Origin of the sequence: Streptomyces flavofungini, assembly GCF_014650815.1 — a bacterium.
In the GTDB taxonomy this organism is placed as follows: domain Bacteria; phylum Actinomycetota; class Actinomycetes; order Streptomycetales; family Streptomycetaceae; genus Streptomyces; species Streptomyces flavofungini.
The window spans coordinates 416,659-432,430 of the sequence record NZ_BMVR01000001.1 but is presented as its reverse complement, the minus strand read 5'-3'; the positions used below and the strand labels follow the sequence as shown (position 1 = coordinate 432,430).

At 70.3% G+C, this 15,772-nt stretch carries 16 protein-coding genes and 2 tRNA genes; 10 read left to right on the top strand and 8 right to left on the bottom strand.

Annotated features, from left to right (window positions below):
- The gene (locus IE274_RS01800; RefSeq protein ID WP_372447250.1) at positions 1-435 is read left to right on the top strand and encodes an HD domain-containing protein; all 435 of its coding nucleotides are present in this window, start codon (positions 1-3) and stop codon (positions 433-435) included.
- Between the two features lie 57 nt (positions 436-492).
- Here IE274_RS01800 and IE274_RS01795 read toward each other — a convergent pair whose 3' ends face one another.
- Positions 493-1,779 carry an acyltransferase family protein gene (locus IE274_RS01795; RefSeq protein ID WP_190113727.1) on the bottom strand — a complete coding sequence of 429 codons (1,287 nt, stop codon included), beginning with the start codon at positions 1,777-1,779 and terminating at the stop codon, positions 493-495.
- Positions 1,780-2,535: 756 nt separating this feature from the next.
- Between IE274_RS01795 and IE274_RS01790 the strand changes: the two genes are divergently transcribed.
- Genes IE274_RS01790 through IE274_RS01785 form a run of 4 tightly spaced genes read left to right on the top strand, consistent with a single transcriptional unit; the run spans position 2,536 to position 4,942 of the window.
- Positions 2,536-2,730 (top strand): hypothetical protein, encoded by a 195-nt coding sequence (locus IE274_RS01790; protein WP_030362531.1) that lies wholly within the window; start codon positions 2,536-2,538, stop codon positions 2,728-2,730.
- Positions 2,731-2,764: 34 nt separating this feature from the next.
- Positions 2,765-3,187 carry a protein kinase family protein gene (locus IE274_RS39230; RefSeq protein WP_229909084.1) on the top strand — a complete coding sequence of 141 codons (423 nt, stop codon included), beginning with the start codon at positions 2,765-2,767 and terminating at the stop codon, positions 3,185-3,187.
- A 35-nt stretch (positions 3,188-3,222) separates the two neighbouring features.
- Positions 3,223-3,348: a hypothetical protein gene (locus IE274_RS39225; protein ID WP_229909083.1), complete on the top strand. Its 126-nt coding sequence runs from the start codon at positions 3,223-3,225 to the stop codon at positions 3,346-3,348.
- Positions 3,317-4,942: an outer membrane protein assembly factor BamB family protein gene (locus tag IE274_RS01785; RefSeq protein ID WP_268255550.1), complete on the top strand. Its 1,626-nt coding sequence runs from the start codon at positions 3,317-3,319 to the stop codon at positions 4,940-4,942. Before IE274_RS39225 ends, IE274_RS01785 begins: the two co-directional genes overlap by 32 nt.
- A 78-nt stretch (positions 4,943-5,020) precedes the next feature.
- Here the strand turns inward: IE274_RS01785 and IE274_RS01780 are convergent.
- A tRNA-Gly gene (locus IE274_RS01780) sits at positions 5,021-5,091 on the bottom strand.
- Positions 5,092-5,240: 149 nt separating this feature from the next.
- Here IE274_RS01780 and IE274_RS01775 point away from each other — a divergent pair.
- The 5 genes from IE274_RS01775 to clpX all read left to right on the top strand — a co-directional run bounded on the left by IE274_RS01775 (position 5,241) and on the right by clpX (position 10,563).
- Positions 5,241-5,317: transfer RNA gene (locus IE274_RS01775), tRNA-Pro, on the top strand.
- A gap of 187 nt (positions 5,318-5,504) precedes the next feature.
- Positions 5,505-6,899 carry a trigger factor gene (tig, locus tag IE274_RS01770; RefSeq protein WP_190113726.1) on the top strand — a complete coding sequence of 465 codons (1,395 nt, stop codon included), beginning with the start codon at positions 5,505-5,507 and terminating at the stop codon, positions 6,897-6,899.
- 791 nt (positions 6,900-7,690) lie between these two features.
- Positions 7,691-8,296 (top strand): ATP-dependent Clp protease proteolytic subunit, encoded by a 606-nt coding sequence (locus IE274_RS01765; protein WP_190114088.1) that lies wholly within the window; start codon positions 7,691-7,693, stop codon positions 8,294-8,296.
- A 103-nt stretch (positions 8,297-8,399) separates the two neighbouring features.
- Positions 8,400-9,071: an ATP-dependent Clp protease proteolytic subunit gene (locus tag IE274_RS01760; protein WP_229909079.1), complete on the top strand. Its 672-nt coding sequence runs from the start codon at positions 8,400-8,402 to the stop codon at positions 9,069-9,071.
- A 205-nt stretch (positions 9,072-9,276) separates the two neighbouring features.
- Positions 9,277-10,563, top strand: coding sequence for an ATP-dependent Clp protease ATP-binding subunit ClpX (gene clpX / locus IE274_RS01755; RefSeq protein ID WP_190113725.1), 1,287 nt, complete (start codon positions 9,277-9,279; stop codon positions 10,561-10,563).
- Positions 10,564-10,674: 111 nt separating this feature from the next.
- Here the strand turns inward: clpX and IE274_RS01750 are convergent, their stop codons facing one another.
- The 6 genes from IE274_RS01750 to IE274_RS01725 all read right to left on the bottom strand — a co-directional run bounded on the left by IE274_RS01750 (position 10,675) and on the right by IE274_RS01725 (position 15,654).
- Entirely contained in the window at positions 10,675-11,388 is a 714-nt protein-coding gene (locus IE274_RS01750) for a hypothetical protein (protein WP_190113724.1), read from the bottom strand.
- Between the two features lie 75 nt (positions 11,389-11,463).
- Positions 11,464-12,084 (bottom strand): Uma2 family endonuclease, encoded by a 621-nt coding sequence (locus tag IE274_RS01745; RefSeq protein WP_190113723.1) that lies wholly within the window; start codon positions 12,082-12,084, stop codon positions 11,464-11,466.
- Positions 12,085-12,128: 44 nt separating this feature from the next.
- Positions 12,129-13,037 (bottom strand): helix-turn-helix domain-containing protein, encoded by a 909-nt coding sequence (locus IE274_RS01740; protein ID WP_190113722.1) that lies wholly within the window; start codon positions 13,035-13,037, stop codon positions 12,129-12,131.
- A 204-nt stretch (positions 13,038-13,241) separates the two neighbouring features.
- Positions 13,242-13,481: a DUF397 domain-containing protein gene (locus IE274_RS01735; RefSeq protein ID WP_190114086.1), complete on the bottom strand. Its 240-nt coding sequence runs from the start codon at positions 13,479-13,481 to the stop codon at positions 13,242-13,244.
- Between the two features lie 95 nt (positions 13,482-13,576).
- A complete protein-coding gene (locus IE274_RS01730) occupies positions 13,577-14,551 on the bottom strand; it encodes a hypothetical protein (RefSeq protein WP_190113721.1) in 975 nt (324 codons plus the stop codon).
- A gap of 110 nt (positions 14,552-14,661) precedes the next feature.
- Positions 14,662-15,654 carry a hypothetical protein gene (locus IE274_RS01725; protein WP_190113720.1) on the bottom strand — a complete coding sequence of 331 codons (993 nt, stop codon included), beginning with the start codon at positions 15,652-15,654 and terminating at the stop codon, positions 14,662-14,664.
- Between the last annotated feature and the right edge of the window lie 118 nt (positions 15,655-15,772).

The following is a 15,772-nucleotide window of genomic DNA, read 5'->3' as shown; positions in this document are numbered from 1 at the left end:
ATGACCCTGGCCGAGGTGGAGGCCGTGGCCCGGCGGGCCCACGCCGGGCAGACGGACAAGGCCGGGCGGCCCTACGCCGAGCATCTCGCGGCGGTCGCCGAGGGGACGCGGGCGCGGGGCGGCTCGGACGGGCAGATCGCGGCGGCGTGGCTGCACGACGCGATCGAGGACGACGCGCTGACGCCGGAGTGGCTGGCGGCGGCGGCCCTCGCGCCCGCCACGAAGGCCATCGTGCTCGCCCTCACGAAGCGGCCGGGCGAGCCCCCGGAGGCCTACGCGGCCCGCATCCGGGCCACACCCGGCGCGGTTCTGGTCAAGGAGTCCGACCTGGCCCACAACGCGGACCCGGGCCGCCTCGCCGTACTGGACGAGACGACCCGGGACCGCCTGACGGCGAAGTACGCGCACCTGCGGGCGCTGCTGTCGGGGTGCTGAGGAGCGCGGGAGCCCACGGGCCCGGCGGTGCGAACCACACCGCCGGGCCCGTCGGCGTCAGCGTGCGGAACCCCGCTCGCGGGCCAGCGCGGCGGCGTCGCGCCGGAAGGCCCACTCCATCTTGGGCTCCATGGCGAAGCGGAACATCCGCTGCACCGGCGGCGTGCACAGGAGCGTCACCACGGCGCCCGCGATCACCGTCACGACCACCTCACCGGCGGGCTCGTGCAGCCACGGGTGGGCTTCGAACCAGCCCCAGAAGCGGGACCCCTTGGCGAGGAAGCCGTGCAGCAGGTACCCGTACAGCGTCCCGGCGCCGAGCACCGTGAACCACATCTTCCGCCGCGGCACCCAGGCGAAGAAGCACGCCGTGAGCAGCACCGAGCAGCCGAAGAGCGCCAGCGTCATGACCACGCCGACCCACCACGGGACGCCGAGCTCCTGGGCGCTGTCGCGGCGGTAGAACCACACGGACGTCATCCGCGGGGCGGCCCAGTAGGCGAGCGCCACCGCGCACGCGAACACCGGCACCGACAGGATGCGCACCTCGCGCCGCCGCACCAGCTGGAAGTGCTCGGGCCTGATGAACAGGCCGAGCACGAAGAACGGCATGAACTGCAGGACCCGCTGCAGGTCCAGGTCGTCGCCGATGTCGGGCGAGACCACGGCGAGCACGGCGATGGCCAGAGCGAGCGGCACCGGCCAGCGCACGATCTTCCACAGCGGGGTGGTCAGCCGCCACACGAACAGGGCGATCAGGAACCAGGTCAGGTACCAGGGGTCGAGCAGGCTGATCGGCTGCGTCGGATCGTCGTCGGCCCACCGCTTGAAGAAGGTGTACGCCACCTCGAAGATCACGTACGGCACGGCGATGCCGGTGACGAGCCGCTTGAGCCGGTCGGAGCGCATGTCGAAGCTGCGCGAGAAGTAGCCGGAGATCAGGATGAACGCCGGCATGTGGAAGGTGTAGACGGTCATGTACAGCGCTTCGGCGGTACGACTGTGATCCGTCAGGGGTTCCCACGCGTGGGCCATCGCGACGAGCACGATCGCCAGGTACTTGGCGTTGTCGAAGAACGCGTCGCGCTGTTTGGCGGGCTTGCCCGCGCCGTCGGCGGGGCGTGCGGCGGCGGGAACCGCGGGGGAGTGGGGGGTTCGGTGTGTGGGGGGAACCGGTGGGGCGGAGTGGCGGCCGGCCGGGCGGGGGGTGGCCGGGGCCGCGGTGGTCGCGGTGGACTGGTGGACGCGGGGGCCCGGCATTCCGGCGACCGGCTCCTGCCCGGCGGGCTGCAGGGGAGGCAGTGGCGCCCGGTGCCGCCCGTGCGGCTGAGCGGAGTTCGTCACAGGCCCTCCCACCAGGAGCTCGGTGAGACGATCCGGGACCGCACTGCGCCTGCGGGGGTCATGGCAGCGTGGAACATCTGAGGCACCCTAGCGTCGCCGTGGTGTTCCCGTAAAACCCTCAACTCATTCATGCCGTTCATCGCTCCGTGTTCCTGCCGTGTTCCCTTGGCGTCTTCTGTCTCGTTTCCGGCACCACGCCCGCCGGTTGTCCTTCCGCACCGTTCATCACACGCGTCGGGCTTTCCGTATGGGTGGCACGGGTACCCGAGTTGCCCCACGGCCAACTGTCCGATAGGTCAGCATTCACACCGCTTAAATCGTGCATAACGCCTGCGGGCGACTCTGGTGAAATGTCCGGTTGATCGGTGCGTGGCGGGTGCTGGCGCGGCGCCAAATGTGTGCTCGGCAACAATTCGAATTCCTGTGAACCACTGATGCGTACGCGGCCGGGCGCGGGTGGCCGGAAGATGATGCGCCGACGTCCCCGAGATGGCTGGCCATGGAAACGATCAAGTCGAAATTCGCCGTCCGGTGGACCCGTCGAATTCCCGTACGGATGGCCCGGGTTGGTGTGCGGCGCGTGGTTCCCGGGCCCTCCCGGCGCACCGGGAATACCCGCACCACTGGTCAAGGCTTGGCCGACGATGTGTCACCGGCCGCATAGCGAGGTCCTGTTGGTGGCACGATGGTTCTGGCGGGGGAGTGCGGGGTCGTACCCCCCGGGCGGGAGAGCGACCGACCTAGGGTGTGATCTGTGTGGCCATTTCGCTGTCAGTGGTGCTGCTGTTGGCGATCGTCCTCGTCATGATGGTGCGTCAGGGAAACATCAAGGTGTGGCCGGCCATCGTCGCGGCCCTCTTCGGCTTCGTACTCGCCTCCACGGGAATGGCCGACGACATCCAAGAACTCCTCGACTCGCTGGCCGAGACCATCGGGGACATACAGTTCTGACGGTGTGCGGCGGCGGACGGGGGGTCCTGGTCGGATGGCGTTGCGGGAAACCGATCCGCCGCGGATCGGCGGCTATCCGGTCGAGGACCGCCTCGGCTCCGGCGGCATGGGCGTCGTCTACCTCGCCCGCTCCGCCTCCGGACGCCGCCTCGCGGTCAAGGTCGTGCACGGGCAGTACGCCGACGACCCCGAGTTCCGCACCCGGTTCAGCCGCGAAGTGGCGGCGGCGCGACAGGTCAGCGGCGCGTTCACGGCCCCCGTCGTGGACGCCGACGCCGACGCCGCGCGGCCCTGGATGGCCACCCTCTACATCCCCGGCGAGAACCTGGGCGCCCACGTCCGCCGCGAGGGCCCGCTGCCCCCGGACCGCCTTCTGGAACTCGCCGCCGGGCTCACTGAGGCGCTGCGCGACATCCGCCCCCAAGCTCTGAAGGAGCAGGGGGGACCCCCTCCGTAGGCGTCGTCCACCGCGACCTCAAACCGGCCAATGTCATGCTGGCCGAAGACGGCCCCCGCGTCATCGACTTCGGCGTCTCCCGCGCCGCGGCGGCCCTCGCGGGCGACCCCCTCACCCAGACCGGCCGCGATGGGGGTACCGCCCTGCTCGAACGAAGTTGAGAGCTTGGGGGAGGGCACCCCGCCGTACATGTCCCCGGAACAACTCACGTCACCCCGCGACGTGGGCCCCGCCTCCGACATCTTCTCCCTCGGCTCGGTCCTCACCTACGCGGCCACCGGCCGGGGGCCCTTCGACTCCGTGTCCCCGTACGAGACCGCGACCGGCGTCGTCGAATCGGTCCCCGAACTCGACCGTGTCCCCGCCGAGTTGCGCCCCTTCGTCACCCAGTGCCTGGCCAAGCACCCGAAGGAACGCCCCACGCCGGACGAGCTGTTGGCGTTGCTGCGGGGCGAACCGCTGCCGCCGCCGGCGCCGCCGCCCGCGGTGGCGGCGCCGGTCCCGGTGCGCGCGCGTCGCCGCCGCGCACGCCTGATCGCCGTCGTGGCGGGGGTACTTCTCGCCGGTGTCGCGTCGGGGCTCGCCCTGTGGCTGACGGGCGCCGAGCCCGAGGCCGGCGACCTGCCCGGGAACTGGCGGGCCTGGGAGGCGAAGGACACGCGTGACCGCAAGGAGGCGTCAGGCCCCTTCGGCGGCTGTGTCGCCGCCGGGAGCGGGCTCTTCTGCGCCGGCGACGACGTGCAGGCCGCGCGGTTCTCGCTCGCCACCGGCGCGTTCGGCTGGAGCAGGCCGGTCGACCGGACGCCGGGAGAGTGGGGAGACATGGAGGGCCGCGTCATCGGTGTGTCCGGTGGCCGTGTCTTCGCGTACCGCAACGACCAGGTCGACCGCGACGAGGCGCCCGTCCCGTACTACGCGATCCAGGCCCTCGACGCCCGCACCGGCAAGGAGCTGTGGACGACCGCCGCCCAGCACGGCGAAGGGGCCGAGCCCCCCGTCCCGGACGCGGAGCACGGCGGCGCGGTGTGGACCGACGCGGGCGTGCTCACCGCCCTCGGCGCCAAAGGGGACGACTACGCCCTGCTGCGCGGCGACACGGGCAAGCCCCGCTGGCGGGAGAAGCTCCCCTCGGCGCACTGCCGGGTGCGCGGCGCCGAGGGCCATGGCTATCTGCTCTGCGCCGACAGCGCGCGGAGCACCCGCGTCTCCCGCATCGACCTGACGTCCGGCAAGCCGGACTGGACGGCGACCGTGCCGCACGGCGGCCTGGAACTCCTGGGCCAGGCGTCCGGCCGCCTGCTGCTCAGCCACGACGAAGTGGACGAGTCGCCCCGCCGGATCAGCGTGCTCGACCTGGCCACCCGCCGGGTGCGGACGCTTCCCGCCGAGCCCCGGGCCGACGAGGCGACGCCCACGGTCACCGGGGACACCCTGTACTTCACGTACCGCAACGGCGACATCCGCGCGATCGACCCGCGCACCGGCCGCCAGCGGTGGTCGGTCAACTCCGTCGTGGAGTCGCCGGGCCCGCCGCTGGCTTCGGGGAGCCATGTGTACCTGGCCTCCGTGAGCGGCCGTCTCGCGGCGCTCGACCGCAGGACCGGCGAGGAGAAGTGGAGCCTGCCCGCGCGCGGCAGGGGCGCGGGGATGACCGTCGCCTCGGAGACCGGCGCCGCGCTCACCCTGGTCGGCGACGCCCTCTACGTCCCGTACGGAGTCCGCTCCGTCTACAGCGTCGACGTACGAAACCCCTGACCCGAAGCGCGACAGCGCACGAAAAAGCCCCCGGCCCGGGCACAGGGAAGGACCTGCACACCGGGCCGGAGGCCACAGAGCGGGCGACGGGAATCGAACCCGCGTAGCTAGTTTGGAAGACTAGGGCTCTACCATTGAGCTACGCCCGCACAGCTCGCGCAGCGACCCCTCGCAGGTCAGCGTGCGCGGCACGGACAGCATCGTAGCGGGTCGAGGGCGTGCGCCGCACACCCCTATTCACTCCCGTGCGAGCGGGCGCCGCACGGCCTGCGGGCATGTACCCTACGTGTCGCACCGACGGGGTGTGGCGCAGCTTGGTAGCGCGTCCGCTTTGGGAGCGGAAGGCCGTGGGTTCAAATCCCGCCACCCCGACCAGCTGGTTCCCCCGCATCCGGTGGCCTGTTTCCCGGCGGGGACCTGAACTCCGCACGGCCCCGGCGGTCCGTTGTCCAAGATCGCATTGTGGGTCGGCTCCCGCGTGCCGTTACTATGCAAGCTGCGTGCCCGTGTGTCTCTCAACCGGGCAGAATCCAAGAAGTCAGCCCACCAAGGAGACCGAACCGTGAAGAGCGCCGTGGAGACCCTGAACCCGACCCGGGTTCGGCTCACTGTCGAGGTGCCCTTCGAGGAGCTCAAGGACAGCCTCGACGCGGCGTACAAGAAGATCAACCAGCAGGTCACGGTGAAGGGCTTCCGCAAGGGCAAGATCCCGGCCCGCGTCATCGACCAGCGGTTCGGCCGCGGTGCGGTGCTGGAGGAGGCCGTCAACGACGCCCTCCCGAAGTTCTACACCGAGGCGGTCAACGAGGCCGAGCTCAACGTCCTGGGCCAGCCCGAGGTGGACATCACCGAGCTCAAGGACAACGAGACCCTCAACTTCACCGCTGAGGTCGACATCCGTCCGACCATCGAGATCCCGGACTACTCCGGCATCGAGGTCGAGGTGGACGCCGTCGAGATCGCCGACGAGGACATCGACAAGGCCGTCGAGGAGCTGCGCGAGCGCTTCGCCTCGACCGCCCCGGTCGAGCGCCCCGCCGAGGACGGCGACGTCGTGACGATCGACCTGGAGGCCAAGGTCGAGGGCGAGGTCCTGGAGGACGGCGTCGCGTCCGGCGTCTCCTACACGATCGGCTCCGGCGAGCTGCTCGAAGGCATCGACGACGCCGTGAAGGGCCTGGAGGCCGGTGGCGAGGCCACCTTCACCTCCGAGCTCAAGGGCGGCTCGGCGGCCGGCAAGGAGTCCGAGGTCACCGTCAAGGTCACCCAGGTCGCCAAGCGTGAACTGCCGGAGCTGGACGACGACTTCGCGCAGCTCGCGTCGGAGTTCGACACCCTCGACGAGCTGAAGGCCGACAGCCGCAAGCGGCTGGAGACGGCCCGTCAGTTCGACCAGGCCACGCAGGCCCAGGAGCGCGTCCTGGAGAAGCTCCTCGAGCTGGTCGAGGTTCCCGTCCCCGAGAAGCTGCTCGAGGACGAGATCCGCACCCGCAAGCACAACCTGGAGCACCACCAGCTCGGTCAGATGGGCCTCGACCTCGCGAAGTACCTGGAGATCCAGGGCAAGACCGAGGAAGAGTTCGACGCCGAGACCCGTGAGCAGGCGGTCAAGGGCATCAAGACGCAGTTCGTCCTCGACGAGCTCGTCAACAAGGAGAAGCTGAACGTGAACCAGGAGGAGCTCACCGAGCACCTCATGCGTCGCGCCCAGTCCTCCGGCATGAGCCCCGACCAGTTCGCCCAGGCCGTCGTCGAGGGCGGCCAGGTGCCGATGCTCGTCGGCGAGGTCGCCCGCGGCAAGGCCCTCGCGGTCGTCGTCGAGGCGGCGACGGTCAAGGACACCAACGGCGAGGTCGTCGACCTCGACGACGAGGAGGACGAGGCTGCCGCCACGGAGGCCGCCGAGGCCCCGGCCGAGGCCGCCGCCGAGTCCACCGAGGACGAGCCCAAGGCCTGATCTCCGGATCTCCCTGTACGCCCCGAAGGCCCCCGCACAGCGCACCAGCGCGGTACGGGGGCCTTCGGCGTACCCCCACTGCGACCCCCGACCCCCGCCGCCGCACGCCGCGGGGTGGCGGTCGCCCGGAACCGGACGAGGGCGTGCCGGGGGTGGGACCGGGCTCCGTGGTCACCCGAAATGGTGGGGTCCGGCGGTGCCGTGGGGTGGCCCCTTCGGGAGGCGTCACCCGCTACGGCGCGAACAAGCCCCTGCCCGCACAGTCGCCCCGCCCCGGCACCCCGCCTCACGGGGGCGCGACCGGACCCCGGCCCCCGCGGCCACCCCAGGCCCACCGCCCGGGGGCCGCGCACCCCCCGGCCCACAGCGGCCCCGCACCCCCTGCCCCCGCGATCTTCCCGCCCGCCAGTTCCAGCCAGTCGGTGCACCTCCACCTCGCCCCTGCCCGCACTCCGCAGAGCACCCGCAGGGCCTGGGTGGCCCCTCGGGGGTGGCTCGAGGACGGCAGTCACGGGCGGGTGGGTGGGGGAGCCGCCGCGCAGCGGCGGAAGGGCTGCCGCCCCCGACCAGGGCCGCCCCGGAACCCCGGGCAAGCCCACCCGCCAAGCCTGCCCAAGGCGCCCCCGCCAGACCTTGCGCTGCCAGCGAACAGTTCAGGAACCGGGATGGCGTTGTCCCACCTGCGCGTTAGGGTCCATGAATACGGGGGCAGTGGAGTCCTTGCCCTCGGGACGAAGATGCGAGACGGCCGGAGCCGTCAGAGACGAGCAGGTGGATACGTGACGAATCTGATGCCTTACGCAGCCGGTGAGCCGTCCATCGGTGGTGGCCTCGGCGACCATGTGTACAACCGACTGCTCGGCGAGCGCATCGTCTTCCTCGGCCAGCAGGTCGACGACGACATCGCGAACAAGATCACGGCGCAGATGCTCCTCCTCGCGGCCGACCCGTCGAAGGACATCTACCTCTACATCAACAGCCCCGGCGGCTCGGTGACCGCCGGCATGGCGATCTACGACACCATGCAGTACATCCCGAACGACGTGGTGACCATCGGCATGGGCATGGCCGCCTCCATGGGCCAGTTCCTGCTCACCGGCGGCACCGCGGGCAAGCGCTTCGCCCTGCCGCACACGGACATCCTGATGCACCAGGGCTCCGCCGGCATCGGCGGCACCGCGTCGGACGTCAAGATCCAGGCCGAGTACCTGCTGCGCACCAAGCAGCGCATGGCCGAGATCACCGCTCTCCACTCCGGCCAGACGGTCGAGGCGATCATCCGCGACGGTGACCGCGACCGCTGGTTCACCACCGAGGAGGCCAAGGAGTACGGCCTCATCGACGAGATCATCAGCGCCGCTTCGGGTGTTCCGGGCGGCGGCGGCACGGGGGCCTGACCAAGGCACCCCCGGGCCCCCGGCACCGGCCCCGCGCAGCGGCGGCCGCCGGGAGCGGCCCCAGCCGACCAAGCCACGCTCACACCAGGACGGAACGCCTCAGATGAACACCTTCCCCGTCAGCGGCCAGCCCGCGGGCCTGCACACCGGCCCCCAGGTGGACAACCGCTACGTGATCCCGCGCTTCGTCGAGCGCACCTCGCAGGGCGTGCGCGAGTACGACCCGTACGCGAAGCTCTTCGAGGAGCGCGTGATCTTCCTCGGCGTCCAGATCGACGACGCCTCCGCCAACGACGTCATGGCGCAGCTCCTGTGCCTGGAGTCGATGGACCCCGACCGGGACATCTCGGTCTACATCAACAGCCCCGGCGGCTCCTTCACGGCGCTCACCGCGATCTACGACACGATGCAGTTCGTGAAGCCCGACATCCAGACGGTCTGCATGGGCCAGGCCTCCTCCGCGGCCGCCGTGCTCCTCGCCGCGGGCACGCCGGGCAAGCGCATGGCCCTGCCGAACGCCCGGGTGCTGATCCACCAGCCCTCCGGCGGCACCGGCCGCGAGCAGCTCTCCGACCTGGAGATCGCGGCCAACGAGATCCTCCGGATGCGTTCGCAGCTCGAGGAGATGCTGGCCAAGCACTCCACGACGCCGATCGAGAAGATCCGCGACGACATCGAGCGCGACAAGATCCTCACGGCCGAGGACGCGCTGGCGTACGGCCTGATCGACCAGATCATCTCCACCCGGAAGATGAACAACTCCTCGGTTCTCTAGAGTCTCGTCCGAGCCCCGGGCGAGCCCACCTGCCGGCCTGGCCCGGGGCATCGCAGCACCATCCGCCCACCCCTCGACGCGGTCCACGTGGAAGCGAACCGCGCCAAGGGGGGCCCGAACGGGGGGCCAGGCAAGGTACCGTCGGATACAAGGCACCAGGAGCCGCTGGACCAACGGCGTCTCCCAGGCGAAGGGGAAGCACACCGTGGCACGCATCGGTGACGGCGGCGATCTGCTCAAGTGCTCGTTCTGCGGAAAGAGTCAGAAGCAGGTCAAGAAGCTCATCGCAGGCCCCGGCGTGTACATCTGCGATGAGTGCATCGATCTCTGTAACGAGATCATCGAGGAAGAACTCGCCGAGACGAGCGAGGTCCGCTGGGAGGAACTGCCCAAGCCCCGCGAGATCTACGAGTTCCTCGAGGGGTACGTGGTCGGTCAGGAGCCCGCCAAGAAGGCGCTCTCCGTCGCCGTCTACAACCACTACAAGCGCGTCCAGGCCGGGGAGAACGGCGGCGCGCAGGGCCGCGACGACGCCATCGAGCTGGCGAAGTCCAACATCCTGCTGCTCGGCCCCACCGGCTCCGGCAAGACGCTGCTCGCGCAGACGCTCGCCCGCATGCTGAACGTCCCCTTCGCCATCGCGGACGCGACGGCGCTCACGGAGGCGGGCTATGTCGGCGAGGACGTCGAGAACATCCTCCTGAAGCTCATCCAGGCCGCCGACTACGACGTCAAGAAGGCCGAGACGGGCATCATCTACATCGACGAGATCGACAAGGTCGCCCGGAAGAGCGAAAACCCCTCGATCACGCGCGACGTATCGGGTGAAGGCGTCCAGCAGGCCCTGTTGAAGATCCTGGAGGGCACGACGGCCTCCGTGCCGCCGCAGGGCGGCCGCAAGCACCCGCACCAGGAGTTCATCCAGATCGACACGACGAACGTGCTGTTCATCGTGGGCGGTGCCTTCGCGGGCCTGGAGAAGATCATCGAGTCGCGGGCGGGTGCCAAGGGCATCGGCTTCGGCGCGACCATCCGCTCCAAGCGGGAGCTGGAGGAGAAGGACCAGTTCGAGGACATCATGCCGGAGGACCTGGTGAAGTTCGGGATGATCCCCGAGTTCATCGGCCGTCTCCCGGTCATCACGTCCGTGCACAACCTGGACCGTGAAGCGCTTCTCCAGATCCTGGTCGAGCCGCGCAACGCCCTCGTCAAGCAGTACCAGCGCCTCTTCGAACTCGACGGCGTGGAGCTGGACTTCGAGCGCGAGGCCCTGGAGGCCATCGCCGACCAGGCGATCCTGCGCCAGACCGGCGCGCGCGGCCTGCGCGCCATCATGGAGGAGGTCCTCCAGTCGGTGATGTACGAGGTGCCGTCCCGCAAGGACGTCGCCCGCGTCGTCATCACGGCGGACGTCGTCCACTCGAACGTGAACCCGACGCTGGTGCCGCGCGAGGTGCGCGGCCCCGGGGCGGGCGAGCAGAAGTCCGCGTAGCGGTCCCGACAACACCCAAGGGCGCCCGGCGAGTTGACCTCGCCGGGCGCCCTTGCGTTGCCCTCTCGCGGGCCTACTTCTCCACGCGTACGCCGTGTCGTCGTCGCTGCGTCAGCGCTTGACGCGAACTTCCTTGCGGAGCTTCTTCGTTGTGGTGGCGGCCTCGTCGAGGGACGCGGCCTTGCCCTCCTTGATGGCGCGGGTGTCCATCGGCAGCACGACGGCGACGGTGCTGTGGTCGGCCCAGACGCACAGGGCGAGGCGGGCCTCCTTGGGGCTGAGGCCCTTGCGGGCGGCGGTGGAGCTGTCCTCGACCCGCGACGCCTGACACTTGAGGACCGCGCCGTCCGCGCTGAAGTCCTCGGGCCCGTCGCCGAGCCATGTGCTCTTCTCGCCGCCTTTGCCCGGCCCCTTCTCCGCTTTCTCGGAGAGGTCCGTGAACATCGCGTCCACGGTCTTCTCCGGGTCGGCGATCTTCCCGTACGCACCGGTGAACTGGATCATCCCGCCGCCCATGTCATCGCCCTTGCTGCCGTTCCCGTACACCGTCTGGACGTTCTCGGCCTCGTGTACCCCGAACCGCGCGTGCTCCTCAAGCTCGGTCGAGGTGATCCCGTCGAGCTGCTTGTATCCGTCGAGCACGGTCTTCGGCGCGATCAGCTTGTGCGGGCCGTCGTCCTTGACGGCCGCGGAGCCACCGCCCCCGCCCCCGCCGTCGCTGGAGTCATCGCCGAAGCCGATGTACGCACCGACGCCGAGCACGGCGACGATGCCGATCCCGGCCACGGCGGTCACGGCCTTCCTGCCCCGCTGGTTGTCGCTCACTTCTGGTCCCCCTGGTGTCCATGTGTCGCGGACATCCTGACGGAGCCGGGAGACCGGAGGGACGCCAGGGGTAGGTCAGTGTTCGGTGGCTTCGTCGGAATCGTCGGCCGGGGCCTGGAAGCCGGTGGTGTCGAGTGCGCAGTCGAACGGGGCCGGGACGCGGATCGCTTCCCCGAACGGGGCGGTCGTGTGGGCGGCGTACCCCTTGGCGGTCGGCGACCAGTAGACGGTGGCCAGCTCTTCCTGCATGTCGAGCAGGAGATAGACCGGTACCCCCGCCTTGCCGTACCGCTCGACCTTGTCGGTCAGGTCGTCGTCACGGGTGGAGGGGGAGGTCAGCTCGGCGACCAAGGAGAGGCCGTCGCCGTCCAGCTGGTTGCTCGTCGTCAGGCGGGTCCGCCGGTGCGCCGCGTGGATGTCCGGGCCGTACGCCCGCTGGACTCCTGGGAACACGTACAGCGCGGGTGCGGAGCTGATGCGATGCTCCTCGGGCAGGTGCGGGCGCAGCTGATCGCAGATCAGGTCCATCACGTCGAGGTAGTACGCCTTCGACCACGGTGACACGACGATGTTTCCCCTGATGATTTCGGCCTTGAAGCCGTCGGGCACGTGCAGCTCGTCGAGGGCCTTGCACAGGTCCTCGAAGCGGTCGGGGTCGGTGCCGCTTGTCGTCGGTCGTTCCAGCATCACTGTCATGATGCGGCTCCTTTGGGGTGGGGTCCAGTCGGTACGGGGCGCGCTCATGCAGCCAGGGTTGCTGAGCGGCAGTCGCGGCAGAGTCCGGTGGGGTCGTGGGTGCGGAAGGCGCGGTCGCAGCCGTCGCAGGTGTGGAGAGGGGCTGCGGGCGGCGGGATGACTGCGGGCTGACTCCGTGGCAGTAGGGGTGGGAGGTGTGTGGTGAGGCGGTGTTCCAGGAAGCGGGCCGGGTGGTGGATGGGGACCCGGGCCGGTGGGAGGTTCGCGGTGAGGGTGTGGGTGATCTGGGCGGGGGTGGCGGCTCGGGTCAGCCAGGCGTCGACGGCCGGGGTGAGGCGGCGTACGTCGTGGGTGGAGAGGAGGAGGCGAGGGTCGGCCAGGCGGAGGCGCGCCAGAAGGTCGGGGGCGGGGCCCTGGGCGGGATTCGGGGGTGGCTGCCTTGGGTGCTGCGGGGCTTCCGTCGGCGGTACGTCAGGCGGTGCTTCGGTGGGGGCGTCGACTGGGCATGGCTGTAAGGGGGTTGGGGGTGCCGGAGGGAGTCGCTTCGGGTGCTGTGGTTTTCGTACGCAGCCGGGGTTGTCGTGGAACACCGTGCGGGTGGCGACGCGGCCGCCGCCGAGGGGTACGCGGCGGCGTTCCAAGTACCCGGCTTCCTCAAGCTCGTTGAGCGCGCGGCGGATGGTGGTCTCGCCTTCGCGGAAGCGGAGGGTCAGCGTTTTGACGGTGGCGGAAGCGCCGTCGGGCAGCGACTGGAGGTGGACGCCGATGCCGATCGCGGCCGCGGAGAGGCGCGGGTGCTGGGCGAGGTGGTTGCCGACGACCGTGAAGCGGTCGGTGTGGCGGTGGCGTACGTGGAGTACGCCGGAGCGGGGGGCTCCGCCCGGGAGTGCGCCGGAGGATGCGTCCGGGAGAGCGTGCGCGGGCAGGGCCACGCTAGACTTTGGGTCAGCCATCGGGAAGCGTCTTCTTCCTGGGTGGTGAGGCCCTCGTTCAGGATTGCAGTCCTGCCGGGGGCCGTTATTTGTTTGTGGTCGTCGCGGCCGACCGTACCCCACCTATCCGGATATCGGATGGGCTGTCACCCGATCGGGTGGCCAGGGGAGTTGGGCTGGCTGGGGCGGTGGGGCGGGGTTGGGTTTGGGTTCTTTCCCGTTGCTTTAAAGAGCGGCGTGGGCGGCCGGGGGGCGGTTCACCGGGGTGTGGGAATCCGGGTCCCGGACGACGCGGACGACGTCGTCGATGAATGCGGACCAGGCCGTGGGCGGGAAGTGCAGGGCGGGGCCGGTGGGGTTCTTGCTGTCGCGGACGGGGACGGTGCCGGGTATGTTGTCGGCGAATTCCAGGCAGTCGCCGCCACCGCCGCCGCTGTATGTGCTCTTCCGCCAGGAGGCGTTCAACCGCCTGTCGTGCGGCACGGGCCTAGGCGGGGCGCGCCCCCGGGCTCGTTGGAGGGGGCCAGGCGAGTGCCCCCTCCAACGGGGGTCGGTCACGCTTAGATTTTGACGCGTGCGTCCTTGCGGAGCTTGGCGGTCTTCTCCGCGGCGTCGCCCAGGTCGGCGCTCTTGCCCGCCATGGCGCTGGCCACGTCGATGTTCACGGTGAAGCCGATCGTGCTGTGGTCGCCCCAGATGCAGACGGCGGCGGACGTCTCCTTGGGTGCCGAGGAGTTGGCCGAGCCGCTGGTGTCGACCTTCATCTCCTGGCACTTCATGACCGCGCCGTCGAGTTCGGACGGGTTGTACGACTTCGGGTCGCCGACCACTGTCGTCTTCGGCCCGTTGCCGCCGCCCTTGGCCTGCTCCTTCTTGGCGTTGGCGAACATCTTGTCCACGACGCTCTCGGGGTCGTCGATCTCGCCGTACACGCCGCCGAAGTTCAGGGCCTTGACCGACAGCGGGTTGTCCTTGTTCCCGGACTGGTAGTCCGCGCCGACGTCCTTGGCGTTCTTCACCCCGGCCTTCTCGGCCTTCTCGGTGTTGATGCCGCCGAACGCGCCGCCCGACGCGCCGTCCTTCTTGAACTCGCCGTCGATGACGGTCTCGGGCGTGGTCAGCTTGTGCGGGCCGTCGTCCTTGACCTTGGCGGAGCCGCTGTCGTCGCCGCCGAGGACGAAGTAGGCGCCGACGCCGATGGCCGCGACGACCGCGACCGCGCCGATGATCAGGCCCGTCTTCTTGCCGCCGCCTCCGCCCGGCGGGGGCGGCGGGACCTGGCCGTAGGAGGCTCCCGGCTGCTGCCCGTAGGGGCCCGGCTGCTGTGGCTGGCCGTACGGCGGCTGCTGCGGCGGCACGCCCTGCGGGGCCTGCTGGGGGTAGCCGTAGCCGGGCTGCTGGGGCTGCTGCTGCGGGTAGCCGTAGCCCGGGCCCTGGGGCGGCTGTTGCCCGTAGGGTCCTGGCTGCTGCGGCTGGCCGCCGCCGTAGGGATCGGGCTGCTGGCCGCCGTACGGGCCCGGCTGGTTGTGGCTCATGTGTGGGGTTCCCCCTTCGTGATGCGGTGCTGCGCGCACCATCGTGACGGAAAGCGGGCCCCGGCCGCGACGGCCGGGGCCCTTGCCGGTGCGCGGTGCGCGCCTCGGCGTCAGAGCTTGACGCGGACTTCCTTGCGGAACTTGGCCGTCTTCTCCGCGGCCTCGCCCAGGTCGGCGCTCTTGCCGCCCATGGCGCTCGCCACGTCCGCGGTGACCACGACGCCGATCGTGCTGTTGTCGCCCCAGATGCAGGTCGCCATCGACATCTCCTTCGGTTCCTGGCTGCTGCCGGTCGAGGAGCCCATGGCGTACTTCATCTCCTGGCACTTCATCATCGCGCCGTCGAGGTCGGACGGGTTGTACGACTTCGGGCTGCCGATGATCGTCACCTTGCGGCCGGTGGCGCCGGTGTTGCTGCTGTCCTCGGACTTCTCCTTGGCCGAGGAGAACATCTTGTCGACGACCGCCTCGGGGTCCTCGATGTCGCCGTAGACGCCGTTCATCTGCAGGATCTTCTGCCCGAGCGGGGCCTCCTCGGTGCCCGCCATGTACTGGCCCTTGACCTCGGTGGGGTTCTTCACCCCGTACTCCTCGGCCTTCTCGATCTGCTCGGACGACATGTCGCTGCCGGAGTCGCTGCTCGGCTTCAAGTTGTAGTCGGAGAGGACCGTCGCGGGCGTGGTCAGCTTGTGCGGGCCGTCGTCCTTCACCGTGCCGGAGCCGCCGCTGTCGCTGCCGCCGAGGACGAAGTAGGCGCCGACGCCGATGGCCGCGACGACCGCGACCGCGCCGATGATCAGGCCCGTCTTCTTGCCGCCGCCCTGCGGGGGCGGGGGGACCTGGCCGTAGGGGGCCTGCGGGTGCTGACCGTACGGGGCCTGTGGCTGCTGCCCGTAGGGGCCGGGCTGCTGCGGCTGGCCGTAGGGCGGCTGCGGCGGCTGCTGGGGCGGAACCCCCTGCGGCGCCTGCTGGGGGTAGCCATAGCCGGGCTGCGGGGCCTGCGGCGGCTGGCCATAGGGGCCAGGCTGCTGCGGCTGGCCGCCGTACGGCCCGGGCTGCTGCGGCTGCTGCCCGCCGTACGGGCCCGGCTGGTTGTAGCTCATTACTGGGGTTCCCCTCGAACGCCTGAACGCGCCTGCATTGTCCGCGCGCTTATGTGTTCCCAACATCCTCACCGACGCGGAGACCCGCGTGAGCCCCGGGGAGCCAACCGTTACTCAA